Below are 20,311 nucleotides of genomic sequence, written 5' to 3'. Positions count from 1 at the left end.
CTCATGCGCGCTCATGTCCGCGCCCTCGGGTCCAGCAGACGGTAAAGCGCGTCCGACCCCTTGTTGATCGCCACGAACACCGCCCCGATCACCAGCGTCGCGCCCAGCACCGCGTTCATGTCCGCATTCAAAAGCGCCGTGGTCAGGTAATTCCCGATACCGGGCCAAGAAAACACCGTCTCGATCATCACGGACCCTTCCAGCAGCCCAGCATAGCTCAGCCCGATCACCGTGATCAGCTGCACCCGGATCGGGCGAAAGGCATGCCGCCACATCACCACCCGCTCGGGCACCCCCTTGACGCGGGCGGTGATGATGAACTCCTGCCCCAACTGCTCCAGCATGAAACTGCGGGTCATGCGCGCGATATAGGCGAGGCTGAAAAACCCAAGGATCGTGGCCGGCAGAACGATATGGGAAAAGGCGCTGCGAAAGGCCTCCCAGTTTCCCGCGATGGCGCTGTCCAGCAACAACAGGCCCGACCGCACCGGCACCATCCCGTCAAGGAAAATGTCGATCCTCCCCGGCCCTCCGACCCATCGCAACTTGGCGTAGAACAGCACCAACCCCACCAGACCCAGCCAGAAAGCCGGGATCGCATAGCCCGCAAGCCCGATCACGCGGATCACCTGATCCACCCATGTGCCCTGCCGCGCGGCGGCCCAGACCCCCATAGGCACGCCCAGCGCCACACCGATCAGGATGCCAAGCGTGGCCATTTCCAGCGTCGCTGGAAAAACCCGCGCCAGATCATCGGCCACCGCCCGCCCGGTGGATACCGATTGCCCCAGATCGCCCTGCACCACATCGCCCACGTAGCGGGCGAATTGCACGACCCACGGATCATCCAGCCCCATGGCCTGACGCGCCGCCTCATAGGTTTCGACGCTGGCGCGGTCCCCCACGACCGCAAGCACAGGATCAATGGGCACCACGCGACCGATCACAAAGGTGATCGCCAGCAGCCCCAGAAAGGTGACCGCCACGGTCAGAACAAACCGCAGCGGCGGCCAAACGCGCTGCGCCAGCTTGCGGGCTGGAGCTTGGGTCATGGTCTGCGTCAGGGTCATCATCTCTCCCGCTTTGGGCAAGCGTAACAAATTATTTTTGACCTATCAAAATTTTTTTACTAGCCTTCGAGTCGGAGGCCCGCATGACCGAAGCTGCCCGACAGACAGACACGCAAAGTCCGCCCGCCTTTGGCGGTCGCATTCGCGAATTGCGTCGCAAGGCGGGGCTGACCTTGCAGACATTGGCGGATCAGGCGGGTATCTCGGTCGGGTTTCTGTCGCAGGTGGAACGCGACAAGGCGACCCCCAGCCTTGGCACCTTGGCCAGTCTGGCAGGCGCGCTGGATGTGGATATCGACGTATTCGTCGCCACGCCCAAACCCGCCGACAGCATCACCCGCGCGGGAGAGCGGCCACGCTTTTCGTTGACCGATGCCTCGCTGTCCTATGAGCGGATCAACACGACCCTGCCCGGCGGCACATTGTCGTCGCTGATCGTGCATATCCCCGTGGGCTATGCATCCGAGGTGACAGCCCATGTCGGCGAAGAGTTGATCATGGTGCTGGACGGCACCCTGAAACAGACCCTCGGCGCGGCGAGTTTCGTGCTGAACCCCGGCGACAGCCTGCATTTCATGGGCGATACGCCCCATTCATTTGCCAATATCGGGGAAGGCCCCGCCCGTCTTTTGTGGACAGGCACCTCGCCCCGCCTGATCGGACGATCCCCCGAACGCCCGTAGCGGGGACAAGCTGCGGCATATCAACAGGAGAAGGCCCATGATCTTTGCCCCTCGTAACCTTGCGGCCACGCTGGCCGTCAGCCTGATCGCGCTGTCCACCGCCCCCGTGCTGGCGGTAACGCCCGATGACGCGCTGGTGATCGCGCAGAACATCGACGACATCGTGACCATCGACCCGGCCACCGCCTATGAATTCAGCTCGGGTGAATATGTCACCAACGCTTATGACCAACTGGTCCAGTATGACGCGACCGACACCACCACGCTGGCCCCCGGTCTGGCGGAAAGCTGGGAGATCGACGCCGCGGCCAAGACCGCCGTGTTCAAGCTGCGCGACGGCGTGACCTTCCATTCCGGCAACCCGCTGACCGGGGCCGATGTCGTGGGCAGTTGGAAACGTGTGCTGGTGCTGAACAAGGCCCCCGCTTTCATCCTCGCGAACCTTGGCTGGACGGCCGAGAATATCGAAGAAATGGTCACCGCCGATGGCAACACCGTCACCGTGCGCTGGACCGGCGATTTCGCCCCCTCCTTCGTGCTGAACGTGCTGGCCTCGCGTCCCGCGACCGTGGTGGATGTGCAAACCGCCATGGCGAACGAGGTGGACGGCGACATGGGCCATGCCTGGATGAACCAGAACAGCGCAGGCACTGGCCCGTTCAAGCTGGCCCGTTTCGCCCCCGGCGAGGTGCTGATGCTGGAAGCGAACCCTGCCTATTGGGGCGGTGCGCCCGCGATGCAACGCGTGCTGATCCGTCACGTTCCTGAGGCTGCGACACAGCGTCTTTTGCTGGAATCCGGCGATGTGGACATGGCCAAGAACCTGTCCCCCGATCAGGTCGCGGGCCTTGCGGGCAATGACGCCGTCAAGGTGGAAACCTATCCCCAGACCGCCGTTCACTGGTTCAGCTTCAACCAGAAGACCGAAGCCCTGACCAACCCCGCGCTGTGGGAAGCCGCCCGCTATCTGGTGGATTATCAGGGCATGGCCGACAGCTTCCTGAAAGGCCAGATGGAGGTGCATCAGGCGTTCTGGCCCGAAGGTTTCCCCGGCGCGCTGACCGACACGCCCTTCAGCTATGACCCCGACAAGGCCAAGGAGATTCTGGCCGCAGGCGGGGTAGAGCTGCCTCTGACCATCGAACTGGACGTGATCAACTCGGCCCCCTTCACCGATATCGCGGCCAGCCTGCAACAGACCTTCGCGCCAGCCGGCATCAACTTCGAGATCCTGCCCGGCACGGGTGCGCAGGTGATCACCAAGTATCGCGCGCGGACGCATCAGGGGATGCTGCTCTATTGGGGCCCCGACTTCATGGACCCCCATTCCAACGCCAAGGCCTTTGCCTATAACGCCGACAATGCGGACGACAAATATGTCTCGACCACCACATGGCGCAACGCATGGATGCCGCCCGCCGAGGTGAACGCAAAGACCATGGCGGCACTGGCCGAACAGGACACCGACACCCGCAACCAGATGTATCTGGATCTGCAACAGCAGATGCAGGCCGAAGCGCCCTTCGTCATCATGTTCCAGGCGATCAAGCAGGTGGCCATGGCCGACCGGGTGGATGGCTATGTGAACGGCGCCAGCTCGGATTATGTCTACTACCGGCTGGTGGAAAAGAACTGATCCCCCCTTATGCATGGGCGGCCCCGGTCGCCCATGCCCCCATTCCACACACCCTTAGGAACAGCCATGACCGATGCCACCTTTGCCGCCCTGCACCGGGCCGCCGACGCCGCTTGCGGCGCGCGGCTTTTCACCGTCACCGTTCTGGACCGCACCGCAGGGCTGGCGCGCCGGGCTTATACCTCGCATCCGCTGGACTACCCGGCAACAGGCACCAAGCCCCTGCGCGATGATGCCTGGTCCGATCTGGTCATCGGAGAGGGCAAAAGTTTCGTCGCCAACAGCACGCCCGACTTCGCGATCTATTTCAGCGATCACGCGCTGATCAACGCATTGGGCTGCGAATCCGCTCTGAACATCCCCGTCGCGGATGACAGCGGGCTGGTGGTCGGCACGGTCAATATCCTTGACGCCGCCGGTCATTTCACGCCCCAACGCGTCAGCACGCTTGAGGCGCTGGTCAAGACCCACCGCAGCGCCCTGCTGGCGGCCTTTGCCACCGTCCCGATGGAGAATCCGGCATGAGCCGCCTTGATCGCCTGCGCGCCCGCATGAAAGACACCGGCACAGGGCTGGTCGCCCTTGCCCCCGGCGCGCATATGCGCTGGCTGCTGGGTTTTGCCCCGCACCCCGATGAACGCGCCTGCCTGCTGCTGATCGGATCCGACAAGGCGGGCTTCCTCATGCCCGCCCTGAACGCCGGCGATGCGCGGCAACATACCGACCTGCCCTTCTGGGAATGGGCCGACGCGACCGGCCCCGATGCCGCATTGGCAGCAGCACTCGCCGAACTGGCCCCCTCGCCCGACCGCGTGTCGGTCGATGAATCCATGCGCGCGGATCATGCGCTGTTGCTGCTTGATGCCTTGCCCAACCGGGCGCGCGGCTTTGCCACCGACACGGTCGGCGCGCTGCGAATGATCAAGGATGCGGAGGAGTTGGCCGCGCTGGAGGAGAACGCCCGCATCGCCGATACCGCGCAAACCGCCCTGCGCGCCGCCCTGCGCGACGGCATGACCGAACGCGAGATCGCCGCCGTCGCCCGCGCCGCCTTTGCCGCAGCAGGGGCCAACCCCGAATTCGCCATCGTGGGAATCGGCGTGAACGGGTCCTTCCCACATCACCATACCGGCGACACGGTCCTGCGCCCCGGCCAGCCCATCGTCTGCGATATCGGCGGATCGAAGGACGGCTATTATTCCGACATCACCCGCATGGCCTGTCTGGGTGCACCGCCCGCCGACTACGCCGAAGTCCACGCCGTGGTGAATGCCGCAGTCGAGGCTGCTTTGGCCGTCATCCGTCCCGGCATCCCGGCGCAGGATGTGGACCGCGCCGCCCGCGACGCCATCGTCGCGGCAGGATATGGCGATTACTTCACCCACCGCACCGGCCACGGGCTGGGATCGCAGATCCACGAGCCGCCCTACATCACCGGCACCAATCCCCTGCTGCTGGAGGAAGGGATGGTCTTTACCGTGGAACCCGGCATCTACCTGCCCGGACGCTTCGGCATCCGGCTGGAGGAAGTGGCCGTCGTCACTGCCACGGGCTGCCGCATCCTGTCGGGTCTGTCACGCGATCTGCATATCGCCTGTCCGCGCGTCTCGCGGCAATGAAACCTGTTCACAAAGCCGTTGGTGCGGTTCCCTCGCCCGCCGCTTGCCCCATAGTATGACTGGCAAGCGGCGCGCTACCGGGTCCGCGCCAGGATCTCCGACCCGCAGTTGTGGCCGGACCGCCAAGGCGGCGGCGTTTCAGACAGGAGCGTTCGGAATGCCCCAGAACCAGATCAATCGCCGCAATCTTCTTGTCGCCGGGGCCGCAACGGCCGGTGCCGTTCTGACCACCGGAGCCTCCGGCCTGCTGGTGCCCGCGCGGGCACAGGGTCTTGCCCCTACCCCGACCATGCGGGGCGGGGCCAACAATTACCTTCCGGGCGCCCCCATCGTCGAACGGATCGGCGGTGGTGGCTTCTGGATGACGGGAACGGTCCGTCGCGCGGGTGACGGCGCTCCGCTGGAAGGTATCCGCATCCAGATCTGGGCCCACACGACCGAGGGTCATGAGCGTGATCCCCACAGCCATGGGGCCACGCTGACCCGTGCGGACGGCTCCTTCCGGCTGGAAATGCCACAGATCGTGCCCGCCTTCGGACAACCTCACGGACATCTCGCCTATGATGACACCGCCTTTCAGACCGTATTCCTGCGTCCCGTGATGCGCAGCCCCGGCGACACGACCCTCAACGCGGATTTCGTGTTGCAGCCCGCCTGATATAATGGGCTCGTTTCGCGCTATCCTGATCTGGGCCGCAGTCGCCACCGCAGTCACAGTGCCTGTCGCCGTGGCCCTTGGCAGCCCGCTGCTGGCCTGGCGTGAACCGATCTACATCATCGCCGGTTTCGCGGGTATTGTTGCGATGGCACTGCTCCTGCTGCAACCGCTGTTGGCGGGGGGATATCTGCCCGGTCTGCCGATGCGGCAAGGGCGGTATCTGCATCGCTGGACCGGGGCACTGATCCTGCTGGCGGTGATCATCCATGTGGCAGGGCTTTGGCTGACCAGCCCGCCCGATGTGATCGACGCGCTGCTGTTCGCCTCGCCCACCCCGTTTTCGGCATGGGGCGTCGTGGCGATGTGGGCCATCTTCGCGGCCGCCCTTCTGGCGCTGCTGCGCCGCCCGCTGCGGATCGGGATCAGACCGTGGCGTCTGGGTCATTCCGCACTGGCGCTGATCATCGTGCTGGGCAGCGCCATCCATGCGGTGCTGATCCACGGGACGATGGGAACCGTCTCGAAAACGCTGCTCTGCATCCTTGCCGTGGCAGCGACCCTGAAGGTTCTGACAGACTTGCGGACGTCGGCGCTGCTCGGACGCTCACGCGGCTGAAATGAAGGCCCGCATCACCCCCACTGAAGACCGCGCGACATTTTACGGAACTCCACGCGCCGGGGCACGTTGTCTCTCCAAGGGAACGCAAAAAGCGTGCGACCGGCAGGGCAAGACAAAGCCTTTCTGTCCGGTCAGCATGAAACCCAGAGACAAGATCCGGTGGCCACGCTGCCGGTGCCCCGAGAGGCAGTGAAACAATCGTCATTCGTTCAAGCCTGGGACCGGCCATGTGCCGGCCAGACGCTTGATCGGCAATTTTCCGCATCCCATCCGGGGTGCCGACTCAGGAGGTCATTCATGACACCGAAACTTTTCGCAACGACCGTGATTCCGCTGATGCTTGCAACCGCCGCAGGCGCCCAGACGGCATCTGCCCCCCAGCCCATGATGGGCGAAACATGGAGCGAAGCCACTGCAGAAGCTTTCTTCACCGATGACGGCACGATGTCGCTGCGTTCGGACGCTGATATCCAGACCAGCTGGGCCGCATTGACCGCCGAAGAACAGTCCACCGTCCGTGCGGATTGCGTGGCCGTGGACGACAGTGCCGCGAACAACACGTCTGGCGCTGCGGAAACCGGCACCGGTCAAAGCAACAGCAGCACTTTCGGCACCGCGACCACAGGGGCTGACACGACCGCCGGGTCAGGTGGGACGTCGGACATCAACTCGGGTGCATCGGCCACCGGGACGGTGCAGTCGGACCCCAGCACCTTTGGTTCTGCGGAAACCGGCACGGATTCAACCGGGGCAGCCGCGTCCGGTTCGGCTGACACAAGCACGACCGGCACCGCGGAAAGCGGCACCGGCCAGACCAACAGCAGCACCTTCGGCACCGCAGCGACGGGAACCGGCTTCGATCAGGTGTCGCAGGAATCCTGGACCGAGCTGTGCAGCATCGTCAGCGATCTGTGATCCAAGCTCACGCGTGACGACCACAGAAGAAAGGGGCGCGGATTTCCGCGCCCCTTTCCGCATGCCCGCGAACGTCAGGACGTCGGGACACGCACAAAATCATGAACCACGCCAAGAAAAGAGCCATATGTCCCCGCCTCGCTCCGGTGGACGGGCGGGGTGACGGAACAGCACGTCCATCATCTGATTCAGCCTTTGATCCACGGTCCCTGCATTGCGGATGATGCCGCCATCGGCGGACGTCGCCTTGGTGAAATGGCGTGTAAGTCAGCCCCGGCCTGCCACGCATAAATCAAAGAAGATTGGAAAAAGACCTGCGCCGTATTACGCTGGAACTGCAAAGTGACGTCGCCTTCTGGTCCTGACACATGACGGAGAGTGCTGATGTTTGTCAAAGGCTTGACCCTTGCCCTGATCCTGACGGCATCAGGCGCGTTGGCACAGACCCGCGTTCTGGACGTCGTGCCTTACACTGGCTCGGAAGAACGCCCCGGCGACCGGATCGAGGAGGCCTTCGGACAGACGGAACGGGTCACCGGTTTCGCCGATGGGGCGGTCATCAGCGCGCCATTTGAGGGGCGCATCCTGCTGCGACGGTTCAAGAATCCGCCGGGCAAATCCACCTTCGAAATCGTCGAAAACTACCGCGCCGCGCTGACAGCGCAGGGGATGGCGCTCGACTGGTCATGCTCCAGCAGGTCAGACTGCGGCAACCAGAGCGACGGCGGCTGGAAAAGCCGCAACGGCATGAACCTCGGGATCGGCAGCGATGTGCAATACCTGACAGGCACCCTAAGCTTCGAAGGGGCGCGGGTCCATGTCTCGGTCGGTGTCGAAAAGAACAACCATTATGTGCAAGTCCTTCAGGCCGATGCCATGGCCACGGATCAGGTCAAGGTCACCGATGCCGCCGCCATGGCCGCAGCGATCGACAGCGAAGGCAAGATCGCGCTGGACAACATCTATTTCGATTTCGGCAGCGCCGTGCTGCAACCGGCCTCTGATCCCGCCATCACGGAAATCGCGCGGCTGCTGGCCGACCGCGCAGGATTGCAGGTCTATGTCGTGGGCCACACCGACAGTGTCGGCACGCTTGAGTCCAACCTTGCCCTGTCGCGGGCGCGGGCTCAGGCCGTGGTGGAGGCGCTCGAGGCCCGCTTCGGTGTGGCTGCAGGGCGAGCCGTGCCGGCAGGTGTCGGCCCCTTGGCCCCGGTCGCCACGAACACAACCGAGGCCGGGCGGCAGGCCAACCGGCGGGTCGAGATCGTGGCACGCCAATGATGGGACGGGTCCGGAACGCAGTTGCGGCTCTGGGTCTGCTATTCTGCACATACAGCCTCGCAGGGGCCGAAACCTGCGCCCCGACCTTTGCGGCCGTTGACCCCGAAGCCGCCGCCGCCGCGGCCGAAGCCGAAGAACGCGCTTATGACGCCATGGAAGAAGACATCGCCCGCGACCGCGCGGACGGGCTTTACGCCATGCGCTACAGCCACCATTCGCTGCCACTGGACAGCGAGATCCGCATCCATGCCAAGGCGGAACAGGATGATCTGGCCCGCGATGTCTATCTGATGCTCATGCGCCTTGATATGGCCCTGTCCCTCGCCGGGGTCACCAATTTCCCGGATCGCGACCGACGCCCCGTGGACCTTCACCTTCTGGACAGCACAGTGGACACCGGCAATCTGGGAGACAGCTCCTGTCCCGGAAGACGCTGCGAGGTGAACCTTTACCCGCCACTCTGGCGCGACAAACCACGCGAGGCGCTGAACTTCACGCTGGCGCATGAGATGTTCCACGTGGTGCAGGAAAAGCTGCACCCGTCAGTCGATCGTTGCGAGGCGACATGGTGGATCGAAGGCACCGCCGAATGGTTCGCCAATCTGGCCGTTCACGGGCAGGACGACAGCCGCGGTTTTCTCGCCTCGTGGGATACCGCGATCCGCAACCTGCGGCTGATCGACGTGGAATACGCAGCCGTCGCCTTCTGGTTCTGGGCGGCCGAGTTGAACGGCCCCACCTATCCGCTTGAGGTGGCGCGGCTGGGCGAAGCAGCGCTGTCCCGGCCAAGCGCCATCGCCAGCCATATGACGCCAGAGGAATGGTCAAACCTGATGTTCATGCATCTCTCCGACGCACTGGCCTTTCCCGACGGTCGCCCTGCGCGCATCGCCCCGGACCCCGGCCCCGCGCTGGAACAGGACGCGGGCGTCGTCACCCTGTCAGGTCCGGCCCTGTCGCTGCAACGCGGGCAGGTCATGCTGGAGCCGGGCTTCTGGACGCTGACACTGGACGCGGCAAGCCCCGGCACCGTGGCACTTCTGGCCCATGAATCAGGGGCAGGCTTCGATGAATTGCGCCCCGGCGTGCCCGTGCGGCGCTTCTTCGGCTGCAACGACGGCGGTACCTTGCTTTTCGCAGCGGGATTTGGCTCGACCGGCGAGACGATGGCGCGCCTGCGGATCGCAGAAGCCGAAGGCGGTGGCGACTGCGGGTCCTGCATGCAGGGAACATGGGAAATGACCACGCCGCGTGATCCGACCGCTGAGAGTGAACGCCCCGCCGCCATGCGCGCCTTGCTCGCCGCGCCCGCCGAAATGACGACACAGATCATCCACGACTGGGATGGCCCCCGGCTGACGTTGATGCCGCAGGGTCATTACCGTTGGGCGGACCCGAAGACTTACCTGACGACCGGCTCCGGACCGGATGGAGCGGCCGAGGTCGTAACACGATTGTCCGCCAACGAGGAAATCGGGCGTTTTGAAGAACGCGAGGGGCTGCTGCTGTTCCGCAAGGACAGCGCGCTGTCGACAGGCACCACCTCGTTCAGCACAGGTGCGCTCAGCGGTGGCGACACATTCACGGACCCTTGGGCCTTTGTCCCCGTTCTGCCCCAACCCTATCGGCTGGCCTCCTGCGCCGGGGCCGAGATGGTCTGGGAACGCGCAACCAACCCTGACATGCAGACAACCCGCGTCTTTCGGAGGATCGACTGAGGCGGCTTGCCCCGACAGGGCCGACTGGCTGCGGGCGCAGGTGCCTTTCGCGTTGCGCCATGATCCGTTTGACCTGCGCACATGTCCCGCGCCATGGTGTCCCCTGATCGTCACGGCAAGGCGCGCGCATTGGCATTTACCCTGAGACAGCTTCAATTCTTCATCGCCGCAGCGGAACAAGGCTCTGTGACGGGTGCCGCGCGTGTGCTGTCGATCTCGCAATCCTCTGTGACCGAGGCGATCCGCGCGCTGGAGGATGATCTGGGTGTGATCCTGTTCGAAAGACAGGCGCGCGGTCTTGAGATCACGCATCTGGGCAGCCAGTTCCTGCGCCACGCGCAGCAGATCCTTGCGGATGTGTCGAACGCAAGGCAGGCCTTTCGCGATCAGGCGGATCAGGAAGGCGGGCGGCTGGCCTTGGGCGTGACCTCGCTTGTGGCGGGCTATGTGCTGTCGGACATCCTGTCCCGCTTCCGCCGCGCCCATCCAAGGGTCGAATTGAACGTGATTGAAGATAGTGGCGAATACCTGCAACACCTGCTGATCGGCGGCGAGTTGGATGTCGCGGTGCTGCTGACTTCCTCGGTGCATGACCGCATGGCGCTGAATGTCGAAACGCTGCTCGTCTCGCCCTACCGGCTGTGGTTGCCGCTGGGCCATCCGCTGGGTCAGGCCGATGCCATCGCGCTGGACCAGTTGGCCGAGACGCCATTGATCCAGCTGATGGTGGACGAAATCGAAGAGAGCATGCGCCAATTGATGCAGGCCATGGCCGTGAAGCCGACCATCGCCTTCCGCACCCGCTCGGTCGAGGCGGTTCGCAGCCTTGTTGCAACCGGTGCGGGTCTGGCGATCCTGCCGGGTCTGGTCTATCGGCCGTGGTCGCTCGAGGGGGACCGAATCGAGATCCGCGACGTGTCGGGCGATCTGCCCAATGTGCAGGTCGGTCTGGCGTGGCGGCGCGGTGCCCCGCTCAGCCCGCAAGCCCGGAATTTCATCAGGGTGGCGCAGTCCACGCTGCCGGGCCGATAAGGCGTAAATTGGCAATCGCCTGAAATTCCTAGGCAAAGCTGAGCGCAGGCTAAGGTATCGGAAAAACCGATGGATTGGTTCTGCATTTTGATATTGCGAAGAAAGCCGCCCCACATACGCTGACTCCCAAAACAGAAAAGAGGGTCCGATACAGGGCCATGACACAGGGAGCACTGGAATGAGACATCTGAAACTGATGGGAACGACGGCACTGGCGGCGCTGATCGGGATCACCCCGGCATTGGCACAGGTCGCAGAACTGGGCACGCCGGAAGGCAAGCTGAACATCGTGGCCTGGCCCGGCTATATCGAGCGGGGCGAGACGGTCGCGGATTTCGACTGGGTCACCAAATTCGAGGAAGCGACCGGCTGCATGGTGCAGGTCAAGACCGCCAATACCTCGGACGAGATGGTCGCCCTGATGAACGAGGGCGGCTTCGATCTGGTCACCGCCTCGGGTGACGCCTCGCTGCGCCTGGTGGCGGGCGAACGTGTCCAACCCATTAACCTTTCGCTTGTCCCATCGTGGGACACGGTGGACGACCGGCTGAAGAACGCGCCCTGGTATGTGGTGGACGGCGTCCATTACGGCGTGCCCTACCAGTGGGGCCCCAACGTTCTGATGTATAATACCGAGGTGTTCGGGGATAGCCCGCCCACATCCTGGAACGTGGTGTTCGAAGAGATGGACCTGCCCGACGGCAAGACCAACAAGGGCCGCGTGCAAGCCTATGACGGCCCGATCCACATCGCAGATGCGGCGCAATATCTGATGTTCCATAAACCGGAACTGGGCATCACCTCGCCCTACGAATTGAACGCGGACCAGTACAAGGAAGCACTCGACCTGCTGCGGGTGCAGCGCACCCTGACGGCCCGCTACTGGCATGATGCCTTCATCCAGATGGACGACTTCCGCAACGAGGGCATGGCAGCCTCGGGGACATGGCCCTTCCAGGTGAACCTGCTGCAGGCCGACGGCGTGCCGGTGGCCAGCGTCATCCCGCAAGAAGGTGCGACCGGCTGGGCGGACACCACAATGATGCATGTGAATGCCGAAAACACCACCTGCGCCTATCTGTGGATCGAGCACACGCTGTCATCGAACCTGCAGGCGGACCTGTCGGTCTGGTTCGGCGCGAACCCCGTCGTGCCCGCCGCTTGCACCGATGGCCGCGGCATGCAAACCGCCGAGGGCTGCACCAAGAACGGGTTCGACGATTTCGAACGCATCCGCTTCTGGACGACACCGGTGACGAAATGCGAAAGCCAGGGCGAATGCGTGCCCTATTATCGCTGGGTCTCGGATTATATCGGCGTGATCGGCGGCCGCTGACGAACCCTTCTCTTTGACCAAGCCCTCACACGGCTCCCCCGCGCAAGCGGGGGGTGCCTTTGCCTGACCCGGAAGTTCCCATGACAGCAGCCGTTGAATTCCTGAATGTATCACGCCATTTCGGATCGGTCCGGGCGGTCGATGGTGTGGACCTGAGCATTGCCGAGGGAACCTTCTTCGCCATGCTGGGGCCATCGGGGTCGGGAAAGACCACCTGCCTGCGTCTGATCTCGGGGTTCGAGCAGCCGACGGGCGGCATGATCCGCATCTTCGGGCAGGATTGCAGCGCGGTACCGCCGAACCGACGCAATGTGAACACCGTGTTTCAGGACTATGCCCTGTTTCCGCACATGAACGTGCGCGACAACGTCGCCTATGGGCTGATGGTCAAGGGCGTGGACAAGCGAACCCGTCACGACCGGGCCGAGGAGTTGCTGGCGCTGGTCAAGCTTGAGGGCTACGGCGCGCGCAAACCCGGAGAGCTGTCAGGCGGGCAGCGTCAACGCGTGGCACTGGCGCGCGCGCTGATCAACGAACCGCGCGTGCTTTTGCTGGATGAACCGCTGGGCGCGCTTGATCTGAAGCTGCGCGAGGCGATGCAGGACGAGTTGAAGGCCCTGCAACAACGCCTTGGCATCACCTTTGTCTTTGTCACCCATGATCAGGGCGAGGCCCTGTCGATGGCCGATCAGGTGGCCGTGTTCTCGCAAGGCAAGATCGCCCAGATCGGCACCCCGTCCGAGATCTATGAAAAGCCGCGGACACGCTTTGTCGCGGATTTCGTCGGGTCGTCCAACGTCCTGACCGCCGAGATGGCCAGCCGCTTCGGCGCGCCTGCCCGCCCGGCCAGCCTGCGGCCCGAATCCATCCGCATCGGCGATGAGGGGTCACGGCTGCGCGGCCATGTCACCGCCCTGCGCTATCTGGGGTCGGGGACCCGTATTGTCGTGGCCGTGCCGGGGGGCGAGCTGTCGGTCTTTGTGACCAAAGGCCAACCGCTGCCGGAACAGGGGGCCGAAGTCGGGCTTGTCTGGGACGCGCAGGCCATGCATGTGATGGAGGAGGGCTGATGAGCCTGACCGCCGAACCGTCTCGCATCGCGCAACCGGCGCGGGCCATCCTGCCAACCCGAGGGCTGGGAGATCGCATCTCGGCCCTGTTCTGGCGGCATCCGAATGTGCTGCTGATCACGTTGCTGGCGCTGCCGCTGGTCTGGCTGGTCGTGGTCTATCTTGGTTCTCTGGCCGCGCTTCTGCTGCAAAGCTTCTATTCCATCGACGAATTTTCGGGCCAGATCCGGCGGGAATTCACCCTGTCGACCTATGGTGAATTGCTGCAACCGGCCAATCTGGACATCATCATCCGCACCGTTGCGATGTCCGCCGCCGTGACGCTGGGGGCCGTCGTCATCGCCTTTCCCATCGCTTATTTCGCCGCCCGCTATGCGAAGGGCCATTGGAAGGCGCTGTTCTATCTGGGCGTGATGCTGCCGCTGTGGTCGTCTTATCTGGTCAAGGTCTATGCGTGGAAACTGATCCTTGCCCGCGAAGGGATCATCACATGGGCCACGGACGGGATCGGGGCATCGGCAGTGCTTAACGGAATCCTCGCGCTGCCAGTGATCGGGGGCAATTCACTGTCCACAAGCTATATCGGGACATGGCTTGTGTTCCTTTATGTCTGGCTGCCCTACATGATCCTGCCGATGCAGGCGGCGCTGGAACGGGTGCCGCAATCCATGCTGGAGGCATCTGCCGATCTGGGTGCAAGCCGCTGGCAGACCTTGCGGACCGTGATCTTTCCGCTGGCGCTGCCCGGGATCATCGCGGGGTCGATCTTCACCTTCTCGCTGACGATGGGCGATTATATCATCCCGCAGATCGTGGGCTCGTCGCGGCGCTTCATCGGGCAGGCGGTCTATCAGTTGCAGGGCACGGCCGGGAACATTCCGCTGGCCGCCGCCTTTGCCGTGGTGCCTATCGTGATCATGCTGATCTATCTGACGATCGCGCGGCGCAAGGGGGCATTCGATGCGCTCTGACAGCCGTCCGCCACTGTTTCTGACCGTGACCGCCATCGGGGGGCTGCTGTTCCTGCACCTGCCGATCCTGCTGATCTTTCTCTATGCCTTCACCACGGACGAGCGCACCTATCAGTTTCCGCCGCCCGGCCTGACCACGCAGTGGTTTGCCGTGGCGTGGAACCGCGAGGACATCTGGCCACCGCTCTATCTGTCGCTGAAGGTGGCGGCGCTGTCGACGGTGATGGCGCTGATCCTTGGCACGCTTTGCGCGGCGGCGATGGCAAGGACGCGATTCTTCGGGCGCGACCAGATCAGTCTGCTGATCATCCTGCCCATCGCCCTGCCCGGCATCATCACCGGCATGTCGCTGCGCTCGGCCTTTTCGATCATGGACATTCCGTTTTCGACATGGACGATCCTGATGGGTCACGCGACCTTCTGCATCGTGATCGTGTTCAACAACGCGGTGGCGCGATTCCGGCGGCTGTCGGGCTCGATCGTCGAGGCGTCGATGGATCTGGGGGCCAACGGGTTCCAGACCTTCCGCCATGTGATCCTGCCCAATCTGGGCTCGGCCCTGCTGGCGGGCGGTATGCTGGCCTTTGCGCTGTCCTTTGACGAGGTGATCGTGACCACCTTCACCGCCGGCCAGCAAAGCACGTTGCCGATCTGGATGCTGAACGAGTTGGTGCGCCCGCGCCAGCGCCCCGTCACCAATGTCGTGGCGATCGTGGTCTTTGTGACCACCTTTGTCCCGATCCTCATCGCGTATTACCTGACGCGCGGCGGCGCCGAGACCGCCGGCGGCGGAAAATGACCCGCACATGACCCAAGGGAGGTTACCACATGGGCAAGATTGATACGGACCTGCTGATCGGTGACCGGTTCGAACCGGGACAGGATGCGGCCGAACCCATCCTTGATCCGCGCACCGGTGCGCTGATCCTTGATGTGGCAGAGGCCAGCACGGCACAGGTGGACCGCGCCGTTGCCGCCGCACGCAAGGCGTTCGAGGGCTGGTCGCGCACCACGCCCGCCGCACGGTCTGCGGCGCTGCTCCGCATCGCTGACCGGGTCGAGGCCGAAGTCGAGGGATTTGCCGTGCTTGAGGCGTTGAACTGCGGCAAGCCCATCAATGCCGCGCGCAACGACGAGATTCCCGCCATCGTGGATTGCTACCGCTTCTTTGCTGGGGCCGTCCGCTGCCAGACCGGCGCGATTGCGGGCGAGTATATGGAAGGGCATACGAGCATGATCCGCCGCGATCCCATCGGGGTCGTGGCCAGCATCGCGCCGTGGAATTATCCGCTGATGATGATGGCATGGAAGCTGGCCCCGGCGATTGCGGGCGGCAATACGGTGGTGTTCAAACCATCCGAGCAGACGCCGCTGACCGCGCTGAAAATGGCGAAGATCCTGGCCGAGGAACTGCCGGAGGGCGTGGTCAACGTCCTGCCGGGGCGCGGTCATACCGTGGGCAATTACCTGATCAACCATCCGCAGGTCGACATGATCAGCCTGACCGGGGATGTGGCGACCGGCAAGAAGATGCTGGATGCCGCCGCCAAGACGGTCAAGCGGACTCATCTGGAACTGGGTGGCAAGGCGCCCGTCGTGGTGTTCGACGACGCCGATGTCGCCGAGGTGGTCGAGGGGCTGCGCGCCTTCGGCTTCTACAATGCCGGACAGGATTGCACCGCCGCCTGCCGCATCTATGCCGGGCGCAAGGTCTATGACCGGTTGGTGGCGGACCTGACGGATGCCGTCGCTTCGATCCAGTTGGGCAATGACGATGACACGACGAACGAGATCGGCCCGCTGATCAGCCTGCGCCAGCGCGACCGCGTGGCCAGTTTCGTGAACCGCGCCCGCGAGATGAACCACATCCAGATCACGACGGGCGGCGAGGCGATGGACAAGGGCTTCTATTATCGCCCCACGGTCGTCGCCGGGGCAACACAGGCTGATGAGATCGTGCGGCGTGAGGTCTTTGGGCCGGTGGTGTCGATCACGCCCTTTTCGGATGTAGACGAGGCCGTGACCTGGGCCAATGACAGCGACTATGGGCTGGCCTCGTCCGTCTGGACCCGCGACGTGGGCCGCGCCATGGCGACCGCCGCGCGGCTGCGCTATGGCTGCACATGGATCAACACGCATTTCATGCTGGTGAACGAGATGCCGCATGGCGGGATCAAGCAATCCGGCTATGGCAAGGACATGTCGGCCTATGCGCTGGAGGATTACACTTTCGTGCGCCACGTCATGGTCAAGCACGGGTAAGGCAAAAGGCGAGGTTCTTGCTTATACTGAAAGAGGCAAGCCAAGCCGTCACCCCGGATCAAGGCTGCGGGGCGTGTCGCCACCTGACACCGCCCCGCGCGACTATCGCATGGAAGACGCGCCCAAAAGGCTGCTATGCGCCCAGAAAATCCAGCAGGATTGCCTGAAACAGGCCGGGTTTCTCAAGATGGGCGGCATGGGCGGTTCCGGGAATGACGGCAAGCTGGCTGTTCGGCAGTCCTCGCCAAAGGGCTTCCACCTGCGACCAACGATAGGATTGATCTCCATCACCCCACACCACCAGCGACGGCATGGCCAGGCTTGACAGGGCCGCCCTGCCATCCCAGTGACTCATTGCATCAAGCCCCGCCTGCGCGGCACTCTGGCTGGCCTTGGCCCCCAGTTCGGCCACCACCTGAAAACCCTGCGCTGCATCGCCATGGCGGAACCATGTCGAGCCGATCCGGAGAATAGTGCGGGCTACACCATCCTCGGCCAGACGGCGGCGCGACATCTCGAGCGTTTCGAAGCGGTCCGGCATCAGGCCAAGCGGACCTGTGCCATAGAGGATCAGCTTGTCCACCCGGTCCGAGAACCGGGATGCAAACTCCTGCGCGATCATGCCGCCCATGGAATGACCCAGCAGGCAGAACCTGTCGATCTTCAACTCGTCAACCAACCCTGCCAGATGCAGGGCGAAGCCTTCGATGCGGTCGATGCAGGGCGCGCCCGCCGCATCCCCGAAACCGGGCAGGTCCGGCGCGATCACGTCGAAATGACCGGAAAGCTGGTCGAATTCCCGCTGCCATTGGGCGGCACCGCCAAGATAGCCATGCACCAGAAGCAGAACAGGTCCTGCCCCGGCCCGGCGATAGGTCGAACCGTCCGCACGCGTTATTTCATCTGTTCGGGCAACCAAAGGGCAGTCTCCGGCATGAGGATCAGAATGACGATCAGAAGCACAAGGGCGGCGATGAAGGGCAGACAGCCGATGATCACCTGTCCGATGGAAACTTGCCCGCGACTGATCCCCTGAATGACATAGAGGTTCAGCCCGACAGGTGGCGTCAGCACCGCGATTTCCATCGTGATGGTATAGACCACCCCGAACCAGATCAGGTCGAACCCGGCTGCGGCCATCAACGGAAAGATCGTGGGCAGGGTGATGAAGGTCATCGACACCGGCTCGAGGAACATGCCCATCACGATGTAGAAGATCAGCACGATGGTCAGCACCACATAGGGCGACAGATCGAAGCCAAGGAAGAATTGCGTGAATTCATAGGGCACGCGGTAATAGGTCAGCACGAAGCCGAACAAGGTGCCCGCCGACAGAAGCAGGCCAAGATAGCCCATGGTCCGCATCGTGGCCAAAAGAGAGTCGCGGAACCCGGCCCAGCGCAAGCCGCCCACGCCAAAGGCCAGAATGACCGTCAGCAGGGCAGCCACGGCGGCGGCTTCGGTCGGGGTGGCGATACCGGCATAGATCGCGACCGTGATGACAAGACCGATCAGGGCAATCGGCCCGACGGTGGCGGCGATCTGGAACAGCCCCATGCGCACTGCGTCTTCCTGAGCGGGAATGTCGCCGGGGCGCATCACACCCCAGACCATTACGACGACACAGAACAGCGTGACAAGGATCAGGCCGGGAATGACGCCTGCGATGAACAGGTCCCCGATGCTCTGATCGGTCACGATCCCGTAGAACAGCAGGATCAGACTGGGCGGCAGCAGCACCGACAAGGTGCCGCCGGCGGCCAGCACGCCCGACGACAGTTCCTTGCCATAGCCCAGACGCAGCATCTCGGGCAGGGCTACGCCGCCGATCGTCAGCGAGCCTACCATGGACGATCCGCAAACCGCGCCAAAGCCCGCGCAGGCCCCGATCGAGCCATAGGCGGCAGAGCCGCGCAGGCGAAACCCCTGATGCAGGAACTGGTAGAGATTGGGGCCGATGTTGGATTTGCCGATCAACTCGCCAAGGAACACAAACAAGGGCACCGCCAGCAGGATATAGTCGATCCAAACTCCCCAGAGCTTCAATTGCGAGGAGACCAGCGAGGTCTGGAAGCTTTGGATCTGCCACAGAAAGGGCAGCGACGCCGCCGCCAGCGCAAAGGGGATGGGCAGACCGATGGCGATCAGCAGCATCAGCAGCCCCAACAGGCCAAGTCCGACTTCATACCATTCCATCTGTCAAACCTCGCTTGACGGGGTGCGGATCAGGCGCGCCAGAAGCAGCGCCGTGTAGATCGAGAAAAGGACAAGTGCCGTGGCACCGGGTGCCCAGAACATCCAGCGGGGCCAGAGCAGGATTTCCGACGAGGAGCCCGAGTTGAAGGCGCTGCGCGTCGCGTTCAGACCCGCCATGGAAAAGAAGATCCCCACCCCGGCCATCAGGGCCAGATTCAGGATACCCACCAGCTTGCGCCCCAAGGGTGGCAGCATGTCGGTCAGCATCGTGACCTTGGGATAGGCATCCTCGCGCATGGCATAGGCCAGACCGGCAAAGGCCACGGGAAACAGTAGAAGTGCCGTCGCCTCGGTCACCATCCGGTCGGGTGTATTCAGGGCATAGCGGGTAAAGACGCCGTAGCTGATCCAGACCATCTGGATCAGGATGATCACCGCCCCCAGACCCGCGAACCAAAGAACAAGCCTCTCGACGACCGCGATCGCGCGGTCCAGTCCCGTGTTCATCTCTGTCCTCCTGTTTCCGTCATGTCCTCCGCCGCGTCAGGGCCGGCGGAGGACATGTATCGTGCCGTCAGGGCGCGTTTTCCTCGAACAGCGCCAAGACCGACGAAGCAAGGTCCGGCCCACAAGCGGCCTCTACCTCTTCGTTCCATTTGCCCTGCACGCTGTCGATCAAGGCCATCCTCTGATCCTGGCTGATGGACACTGCGGCCCCGCCGCCCTTCATCACGGCATTGCCGACACGCAGGTCGATCCAATCCTCGTAACGGGGCTTGAGCCATTCTTCGGTTTCACGCGCGGCGGCGGTCACGGCCTCCTGCTGTTCGGGCGTCAGGCTGTCGAACTTGGACTTGCTCATCATGTACTGCATGTTGCCGTAGAACAGATTGGCGTTCACCATATAGGGCATCACGCCCCAAAGCTGCCAACTGGAATAGGTGGCCACACCCATGTTGATGCCGTCCACCACACCACGTTCAGCCGACTGAAACACCTCTTTCGGGGCGACGAAGACCGGGGCTCCGCCCCAGGTTTCGATCATCATGCTGACAAGCGGCCCGATGGAACGGACCTGCTTGCCGTTCAGATTGCCCAGATCGGTGATCGGCTCTTCAAACCACATGGTGTGATTGCGGCGGTCGCTCTCCAGTGGCGAACGAGGTCCGGTATGTTGGCCTCATGTATATAAGGCGTGAGGAGAACGACCTATGGAACATTATGCTGGTTTGGATGTGTCACTGA

Annotated in this window: 20 protein-coding genes; 15 read left to right on the top strand and 5 right to left on the bottom strand. The window is 63.4% G+C overall.

Features of this window, described 5'->3' with window-relative positions:
- Positions 1-11: 11 nt before the first annotated feature.
- Positions 12-1,052, bottom strand: a complete 1,041-nt coding sequence (locus tag PVW27_RS03220) for an ABC transporter permease (protein ID WP_274555422.1) — start codon at positions 1,050-1,052, stop codon at positions 12-14.
- Positions 1,053-1,153: 101 nt separating this feature from the next.
- Here PVW27_RS03220 and PVW27_RS03215 point away from each other — a divergent pair, with 101 nt between their 5' ends.
- The 15 genes from PVW27_RS03215 to PVW27_RS03145 all read left to right on the top strand — a co-directional run bounded on the left by PVW27_RS03215 (position 1,154) and on the right by PVW27_RS03145 (position 16,870).
- Positions 1,154-1,753 carry a helix-turn-helix domain-containing protein gene (locus PVW27_RS03215; RefSeq protein ID WP_274555105.1) on the top strand — a complete coding sequence of 200 codons (600 nt, stop codon included), beginning with the start codon at positions 1,154-1,156 and terminating at the stop codon, positions 1,751-1,753.
- A gap of 37 nt (positions 1,754-1,790) precedes the next feature.
- Complete coding sequence (locus PVW27_RS03210) at positions 1,791-3,389, top strand: ABC transporter substrate-binding protein (protein WP_274555104.1); 1,599 nt, start codon at positions 1,791-1,793, stop codon at positions 3,387-3,389.
- Between the two features lie 66 nt (positions 3,390-3,455).
- Positions 3,456-3,914: a GAF domain-containing protein gene (locus PVW27_RS03205; protein WP_274555103.1), complete on the top strand. Its 459-nt coding sequence runs from the start codon at positions 3,456-3,458 to the stop codon at positions 3,912-3,914.
- Positions 3,911-5,008 (top strand): M24 family metallopeptidase, encoded by a 1,098-nt coding sequence (locus PVW27_RS03200; protein WP_274555102.1) that lies wholly within the window; start codon positions 3,911-3,913, stop codon positions 5,006-5,008. Before PVW27_RS03205 ends, PVW27_RS03200 begins: the two co-directional genes overlap by 4 nt.
- A 157-nt stretch (positions 5,009-5,165) precedes the next feature.
- On the top strand, positions 5,166-5,666 hold the full coding sequence (locus tag PVW27_RS03195) for a twin-arginine translocation pathway signal (protein ID WP_274555101.1): 501 nt from the start codon (positions 5,166-5,168) through the stop codon (positions 5,664-5,666).
- Between the two features lie 4 nt (positions 5,667-5,670).
- Positions 5,671-6,282 carry a ferric reductase-like transmembrane domain-containing protein gene (locus PVW27_RS03190; protein WP_274555100.1) on the top strand — a complete coding sequence of 204 codons (612 nt, stop codon included), beginning with the start codon at positions 5,671-5,673 and terminating at the stop codon, positions 6,280-6,282.
- Between the two features lie 300 nt (positions 6,283-6,582).
- Entirely contained in the window at positions 6,583-7,200 is a 618-nt protein-coding gene (locus PVW27_RS03185; RefSeq protein ID WP_274555099.1) for a hypothetical protein, read from the top strand.
- Positions 7,201-7,584: 384 nt separating this feature from the next.
- Positions 7,585-8,481 (top strand): OmpA family protein, encoded by an 897-nt coding sequence (locus tag PVW27_RS03180; protein WP_274555098.1) that lies wholly within the window; start codon positions 7,585-7,587, stop codon positions 8,479-8,481.
- Positions 8,478-10,199 (top strand): hypothetical protein, encoded by a 1,722-nt coding sequence (locus PVW27_RS03175; RefSeq protein WP_274555097.1) that lies wholly within the window; start codon positions 8,478-8,480, stop codon positions 10,197-10,199. The genes PVW27_RS03180 and PVW27_RS03175 overlap by 4 nt, the downstream gene beginning before the upstream one ends.
- Positions 10,200-10,328: 129 nt before the next feature.
- Complete coding sequence (locus tag PVW27_RS03170; protein ID WP_274555096.1) at positions 10,329-11,231, top strand: LysR family transcriptional regulator; 903 nt, start codon at positions 10,329-10,331, stop codon at positions 11,229-11,231.
- A gap of 178 nt (positions 11,232-11,409) precedes the next feature.
- Entirely contained in the window at positions 11,410-12,567 is a 1,158-nt protein-coding gene (locus PVW27_RS03165) for an ABC transporter substrate-binding protein (protein ID WP_274555095.1), read from the top strand.
- An 80-nt stretch (positions 12,568-12,647) separates the two neighbouring features.
- Positions 12,648-13,637 (top strand): ABC transporter ATP-binding protein, encoded by a 990-nt coding sequence (locus PVW27_RS03160; protein WP_274555094.1) that lies wholly within the window; start codon positions 12,648-12,650, stop codon positions 13,635-13,637.
- Positions 13,637-14,608, top strand: a complete 972-nt coding sequence (locus PVW27_RS03155) for an ABC transporter permease (RefSeq protein WP_274555093.1) — start codon at positions 13,637-13,639, stop codon at positions 14,606-14,608. The genes PVW27_RS03160 and PVW27_RS03155 overlap by 1 nt, the downstream gene beginning before the upstream one ends.
- Positions 14,598-15,407, top strand: coding sequence for an ABC transporter permease (locus PVW27_RS03150; protein WP_274555092.1), 810 nt, complete (start codon positions 14,598-14,600; stop codon positions 15,405-15,407). The genes PVW27_RS03155 and PVW27_RS03150 overlap by 11 nt, the downstream gene beginning before the upstream one ends.
- A 38-nt stretch (positions 15,408-15,445) precedes the next feature.
- Positions 15,446-16,870 carry a gamma-aminobutyraldehyde dehydrogenase gene (locus PVW27_RS03145; RefSeq protein WP_274555421.1) on the top strand — a complete coding sequence of 475 codons (1,425 nt, stop codon included), beginning with the start codon at positions 15,446-15,448 and terminating at the stop codon, positions 16,868-16,870.
- A 133-nt stretch (positions 16,871-17,003) separates the two neighbouring features.
- Here the strand turns inward: PVW27_RS03145 and PVW27_RS03140 are convergent, their stop codons facing one another.
- The 4 genes from PVW27_RS03140 to PVW27_RS03125 form a co-directional block, all read right to left on the bottom strand.
- Positions 17,004-17,789 (bottom strand): alpha/beta fold hydrolase, encoded by a 786-nt coding sequence (locus PVW27_RS03140; protein WP_274555091.1) that lies wholly within the window; start codon positions 17,787-17,789, stop codon positions 17,004-17,006.
- Positions 17,765-19,066, bottom strand: a complete 1,302-nt coding sequence (locus tag PVW27_RS03135; protein ID WP_274555090.1) for a TRAP transporter large permease — start codon at positions 19,064-19,066, stop codon at positions 17,765-17,767. The genes PVW27_RS03140 and PVW27_RS03135 overlap by 25 nt, the downstream gene beginning before the upstream one ends.
- A 3-nt stretch (positions 19,067-19,069) precedes the next feature.
- A complete protein-coding gene (locus PVW27_RS03130) occupies positions 19,070-19,573 on the bottom strand; it encodes a TRAP transporter small permease (RefSeq protein WP_274555089.1) in 504 nt (167 codons plus the stop codon).
- Between the two features lie 67 nt (positions 19,574-19,640).
- Positions 19,641-20,192: a hypothetical protein gene (locus PVW27_RS03125; RefSeq protein ID WP_274555088.1), complete on the bottom strand. Its 552-nt coding sequence runs from the start codon at positions 20,190-20,192 to the stop codon at positions 19,641-19,643.
- Between the last annotated feature and the right edge of the window lie 119 nt (positions 20,193-20,311).

This window comes from Seohaeicola sp. 4SK31, from assembly GCF_028802875.1.
Taxonomy (GTDB): domain Bacteria; phylum Pseudomonadota; class Alphaproteobacteria; order Rhodobacterales; family Rhodobacteraceae; genus Seohaeicola.
Note: the sequence above shows the minus strand (reverse complement) of the source record. Positions and strands in the feature narration are given on the sequence as shown.

Bases quoted from the DNA above. Each gene is read 5' to 3' on its own strand.
- PVW27_RS03160 (WP_274555094.1), top strand. From the start codon at position 12,648: ATGACAGCAGCCGTTGAATTCCTGAATGTATCACGCCATTTCGGATCG.
- PVW27_RS03155 (WP_274555093.1), top strand. From the start codon at position 13,637: ATGAGCCTGACCGCCGAACCGTCTCGCATCGCGCAACCGGCGCGGGCC.
- PVW27_RS03180 (WP_274555098.1), top strand. From the start codon at position 7,585: ATGTTTGTCAAAGGCTTGACCCTTGCCCTGATCCTGACGGCATCAGGC.
- PVW27_RS03130 (WP_274555089.1), bottom strand. From the start codon at position 19,573: ATGAACACGGGACTGGACCGCGCGATCGCGGTCGTCGAGAGGCTTGTT.
- PVW27_RS03190 (WP_274555100.1), top strand. From the start codon at position 5,671: ATGGGCTCGTTTCGCGCTATCCTGATCTGGGCCGCAGTCGCCACCGCA.
- PVW27_RS03135 (WP_274555090.1), bottom strand. From the start codon at position 19,066: ATGGAATGGTATGAAGTCGGACTTGGCCTGTTGGGGCTGCTGATGCTG.
- PVW27_RS03185 (WP_274555099.1), top strand. From the start codon at position 6,583: ATGACACCGAAACTTTTCGCAACGACCGTGATTCCGCTGATGCTTGCA.
- PVW27_RS03200 (WP_274555102.1), top strand. From the start codon at position 3,911: ATGAGCCGCCTTGATCGCCTGCGCGCCCGCATGAAAGACACCGGCACA.
- PVW27_RS03205 (WP_274555103.1), top strand. From the start codon at position 3,456: ATGACCGATGCCACCTTTGCCGCCCTGCACCGGGCCGCCGACGCCGCT.
- PVW27_RS03165 (WP_274555095.1), top strand. From the start codon at position 11,410: ATGAGACATCTGAAACTGATGGGAACGACGGCACTGGCGGCGCTGATC.
- PVW27_RS03175 (WP_274555097.1), top strand. From the start codon at position 8,478: ATGATGGGACGGGTCCGGAACGCAGTTGCGGCTCTGGGTCTGCTATTC.
- PVW27_RS03195 (WP_274555101.1), top strand. From the start codon at position 5,166: ATGCCCCAGAACCAGATCAATCGCCGCAATCTTCTTGTCGCCGGGGCC.
- PVW27_RS03220 (WP_274555422.1), bottom strand. From the start codon at position 1,052: ATGACCCAAGCTCCAGCCCGCAAGCTGGCGCAGCGCGTTTGGCCGCCG.
- PVW27_RS03215 (WP_274555105.1), top strand. From the start codon at position 1,154: ATGACCGAAGCTGCCCGACAGACAGACACGCAAAGTCCGCCCGCCTTT.
- PVW27_RS03125 (WP_274555088.1), bottom strand. From the start codon at position 20,192: ATGTGGTTTGAAGAGCCGATCACCGATCTGGGCAATCTGAACGGCAAG.
- PVW27_RS03210 (WP_274555104.1), top strand. From the start codon at position 1,791: ATGATCTTTGCCCCTCGTAACCTTGCGGCCACGCTGGCCGTCAGCCTG.
- PVW27_RS03150 (WP_274555092.1), top strand. From the start codon at position 14,598: ATGCGCTCTGACAGCCGTCCGCCACTGTTTCTGACCGTGACCGCCATC.